At 68.6% G+C, this 4,109-nt stretch carries 3 protein-coding genes; all 3 read left to right on the top strand.

Annotated elements, in window-relative coordinates; translation table 11 throughout:
- A partial coding sequence (locus AOK00_RS35420) for an alpha/beta hydrolase (RefSeq protein ID WP_055604209.1) occupies positions 1 to 1,384 on the top strand: 1,384 nt, incomplete at its 5' end.
- Positions 1,384 to 1,956, top strand: a complete 573-nt coding sequence (locus AOK00_RS35415; RefSeq protein ID WP_055604208.1) for a hypothetical protein — start codon at positions 1,384 to 1,386, stop codon at positions 1,954 to 1,956. The genes AOK00_RS35420 and AOK00_RS35415, both read left to right, overlap by 1 nt.
- A gap of 208 nt (positions 1,957 to 2,164) precedes the next feature.
- Positions 2,165 to 3,994 (top strand): acyl-CoA dehydrogenase, encoded by a 1,830-nt coding sequence (locus AOK00_RS35410; protein ID WP_055604207.1) that lies wholly within the window; start codon positions 2,165 to 2,167, stop codon positions 3,992 to 3,994.
- The last annotated feature ends 115 nt before the right edge of the window (positions 3,995 to 4,109 follow it).

Below are 4,109 nucleotides of genomic sequence, written 5' to 3'. Positions count from 1 at the left end.
CGGCGCCCCCGTCCCCCTCGCGCCCGGCAAGGGCGAGGGGGTCGGCAGCGCCGACGCCAACAAGGGCAAGGCCGAGGACATCGCCGAGCGCATCGGCGACGCCGTCCGCGAGGCCGACGAGATCGACAGCCGGTACGCCGCCGCCCTGCGCAGGCTCAAGGCCGACCCCGGTCTGGAGGTCAGCGCCGAGGACCTCGTCGACGCCGCCGCCGACACCAAGGCCCTCCAGCAGGCCGCCGGGAAGTACGCCGACGACGACAGGATCCCGCACGGCAAGTCCGCCAAGGAGAACGCCGACTGGTGGAACGGCCTCAGCCAGGAGCAGCGCGACGAGTACGCCACGCTGTACCCGGCCTCCGTCGGCGCCCTCGACGGCATCCCGTCCTCGGTCCGCGACGACGCCAACCGGATGGTCTTCGCCGAGAACAGGGCGCAGATCCAGACGGACCTGAACAAACCCGCGCCGAACCAGTACATCCCGAACCCGAACGGCAGCTACCCGGCCGCCGTCCTCAGCCCCGAGTACAAGCAGTGGCAGAAGGAGCAGGAGCGGCTGAAGGAGCAGCTCAAGGGCAGCGACTCGATCCAGGCCCGGTTCGACGCCACCGGCAAGGAGGGCCTCCCGGAGGCGTACCTCCTCGGCTACGACAAGGAAGGCATCGGGCGGGCGATCATCGCCAACGGCAACCCCGACACCGCCGACCACACCGCCGTCTACGTGCCGGGCACGAAGACGAACCTGAACAACTTCGACGAGGACATCAGCCGGATGACCGACATGTGGCGGGAGACCCAGAAGTGGGCACCGGGTGAGAGCGTCTCGACCATCACCTGGTTCGGCTACGAGGCTCCGCAGTCGGTCATGACCGATGCCACGCAGAAGGACTACGCGTACAACGGCTCGCCGAAGCTGCTCCAGTTCATGGACGGCCTGGAGACCGCGCAGGGCGGCCCGGACAACAGCCACACGACGATCATCGGCCACAGCTACGGTTCGACGGTCGTCGGCGACGCCTCCAACAAGGGCGATCTGGCCGCCGACGACATCGTGGCGGTCGGCAGCCCCGGCATGCTCACCGGCAGGGCCGAGGACCTCGACGTGGGCAAGGACCACGTCTGGTCCGAGGCGGCGACGAGCGACGTGGTGCCGGCGGGCGGCAAGGTCGCCGGTCTCGGCGGCTACACCTGGGGCGTCGAGACCTGGAACGGTGTTCCGTTCAACGCCGGGTACGTGCAGACCGTGCCGTCGGACGAGCTGTTCGGGGCGCACCGGATGGACGTGGACACCAGCGGCCACACCGACTACTGGACGCGGGACTCGGAGAGCCTCAGGAACCAGGCCAAGGTCGTGGCGGGCCAATACGACAAGGTGAACGAGGACTGATGAACCCCACCAACCACCGCACCAGGACCCGCGGGGCGGCGCTCGGCGTCCTCCTCCTCTGCCTCACCACCCTCGCGACGGGATGCTCCATGAACGACACCGGCGGTGCCGACGACCTCGGCTACACCCCGACGACCCTCGACGTCGAGAAGGCGCGGACGCGCACCAAGGAGGTCTCCAGCGAGATCTTCGACATGATCGGGTTGCCCAAGGGCAAGACGACCCCGGGCGGCGCCGGTGCCTCCACGTGCCAGGAGGACCCCGAGCACCTCTTCATGATCCGCCACCCCTGGTCGGTGTACGACGTCTCCGAGGAGGAGCTGAAGCAGGGCTTCGAGCGGCTGCGGCAGGCCCTGCCCGCCAAGGGCTGGAAGGTCGTCTCGTACGGCCCGAACAACAGCAAGGCCAAGAGCCTGGAGCTCCTCGCGGAATCCGAGAAGGAGCACTTCGCCGTCAACGCGGAGCTGTGGGTCGGCAGCACGGACCCGAAGAAGAAGAACCTGATCGGCGTCACCGTCGCCTCCGGCTGCTTCCGGGCCCCCGAGGGGACGGACCTGAAGGGTCTGTACTGAGAGCACAGATCGCGTGAGGAAGGCCCGGGGCACATGCCCCGGGCCCTTTTTCTGCGGCTCGTGTCACAGATGGCCGGATAGGGGTTGCTCTTATTACCGGTGGGTAGCATCATCGTAGAGAAGCGTGGGCTACCCACCGGTAGTACGAGCACGACCACGCTCGCGTACCAGGACATCCGCCTCCCCGAGCCTTTACGGAGCCGTCGCCATGGGGCACTACAAGTCGAATCTCCGCGACATCGAGTTCAACCTCTTCGAGGTCCTCGGCCGCGACAAGGTGTACGGCTCCGGGCCGTTCGAGGAGATGGACGTCGAGACCGCCAAGAGCATCCTCGACGAGATCCGCCGCCTCGCCGAGAACGAGCTCGCGGAGTCCTTCGCCGACGCCGACCGCAACCCGCCGGTCTTCGACCCGGAGACCAACACCGCCCCCGTGCCGGCCACCTTCAAGAAGTCGTACAACGCCTTCATGGAGTCCGAGTACTGGCGTCTGGGCATCCCCGAGGAGATCGGCGGCACCGTCTCCCCGCGCTCCCTGATCTGGGCGTACGCGGAGCTGCTGCTCGGCTCGAACCCGGCCATCTGGATGTACTCCTCCGGCCCGGCCTTCGCCGGCATCCTCTACACCGAGGGCAACGAGGCGCAGAAGAAGGTCGCGCAGATCGCCGTCGAGAAGCGCTGGGGCTCCACCATGGTGCTCACCGAGCCCGACGCGGGCTCGGACGTCGGCGCCGGCCGCACCAAGGCCACCCAGCAGGAGGACGGCTCCTGGCACATCGAGGGCGTGAAGCGCTTCATCACGTCCGGCGAGCACGACATGGAGGAGAACATCCTCCACTACGTCCTCGCCCGCCCCGAGGGCGCCGGACCCGGCACCAAGGGCCTCTCCCTCTTCCTCGTCCCGAAGTTCGAGTTCGACTGGGAGACCGGCGAGCTGGGCGAGCGCAACGGCGTCTACGCCACCAACGTCGAGCACAAGATGGGCCTCAAGGCCTCCAACACGTGCGAGATGACCTTCGGCGACCAGCACCCCGCCAAGGGCTGGCTGATCGGCGACAAGCACGACGGCATCCGCCAGATGTTCCTCATCATCGAGTTCGCCCGCATGATGGTCGGCACGAAGGCGATCTCCACCCTCTCCACGGGCTACCTCAACGCCCTGGAGTACGCCAAGGAGCGCGTCCAGGGCACCGACCTGGCGAACTTCATGGACAAGGCCGCGCCCAAGGTCACCATCACGCACCACCCCGACGTCCGCCGCTCGCTCATGACGCAGAAGGCGTACGCCGAGGGCATGCGCTCCCTCGTCCTCTACACGGCCTCCGTGCAGGACGAGATCGCGATCAAGGAAGCGGCCGGCGAGGACGCCAAGGCGCTGCACGGCCTGAACGACCTGCTGCTCCCGATCGTCAAGGGCTACGGCTCCGAGAAGGGCTACGAGCAGCTCGCGCAGTCGCTCCAGACCTTCGGCGGCTCCGGCTTCCTGCAGGAGTACCCGATCGAGCAGTACATCCGGGACGCCAAGATCGACACCCTCTACGAGGGCACCACGGCCATCCAGGGCCAGGACTTCTTCTTCCGCAAGATCGTCCGCGACCAGGGCGCGTCCCTGAACGCGCTGTCCGAGGAGATCAAGAAGTTCCTCGCGGTCGGCACCGGCGGCGAGGACCTGGCCGGCGCCCGCGACGCGCTGGCCAAGGCCGCCGTCGACCTGGAGAGCATCGTCGGCACGATGATCACCGACCTCACCGCCACCGGCGAGGACGTCAAGAACATCTACAAGGTCGGCCTCAACACCACCCGCCTGCTGCTGGCCTCCGGCGACGTCGTCGTCGGCTACCTGCTGCTGCGCGGTGCGGCCGTCGCCGCCGAGAAGCTGGCCGCCGGCGCGACCGGCAAGGACGTCGCCTTCTACCAGGGCAAGATCGCGGCCGCGAAGTTCTTCGCCGCCAACGTCCTGCCGGGCGTGAGCGCCGAGCGCGCCCTCGCCGAGGCCGTCGACGGCTCGCTGATGGACCTGGACGAGGCCGCGTTCTAGGACGCCCCCGTCCACACAGGCACGGCCCGTCCCCGGGGAGGGGGGCGGGCCGTCCCCCTGTGCGCGGCCAGGTCCCCGCACGGGCGGGCTCCCCCACGCGGGGGTGTGCCCCGGG

It is taken from the genome of Streptomyces aureus, from assembly GCF_001418135.1.
In the GTDB taxonomy this organism is placed as follows: domain Bacteria; phylum Actinomycetota; class Actinomycetes; order Streptomycetales; family Streptomycetaceae; genus Streptomyces; species Streptomyces aureus_A.
This window is presented reverse-complemented; position numbering and strand designations above follow the sequence as displayed.

Excerpts from the sequence above, each read along its gene's own strand:
- AOK00_RS35415 (WP_055604208.1), top strand. The coding sequence starts at position 1,384 with ATGAACCCCACCAACCACCGCACCAGGACCCGCGGGGCGGCGCTCGGC.
- AOK00_RS35410 (WP_055604207.1), top strand. The coding sequence starts at position 2,165 with ATGGGGCACTACAAGTCGAATCTCCGCGACATCGAGTTCAACCTCTTC.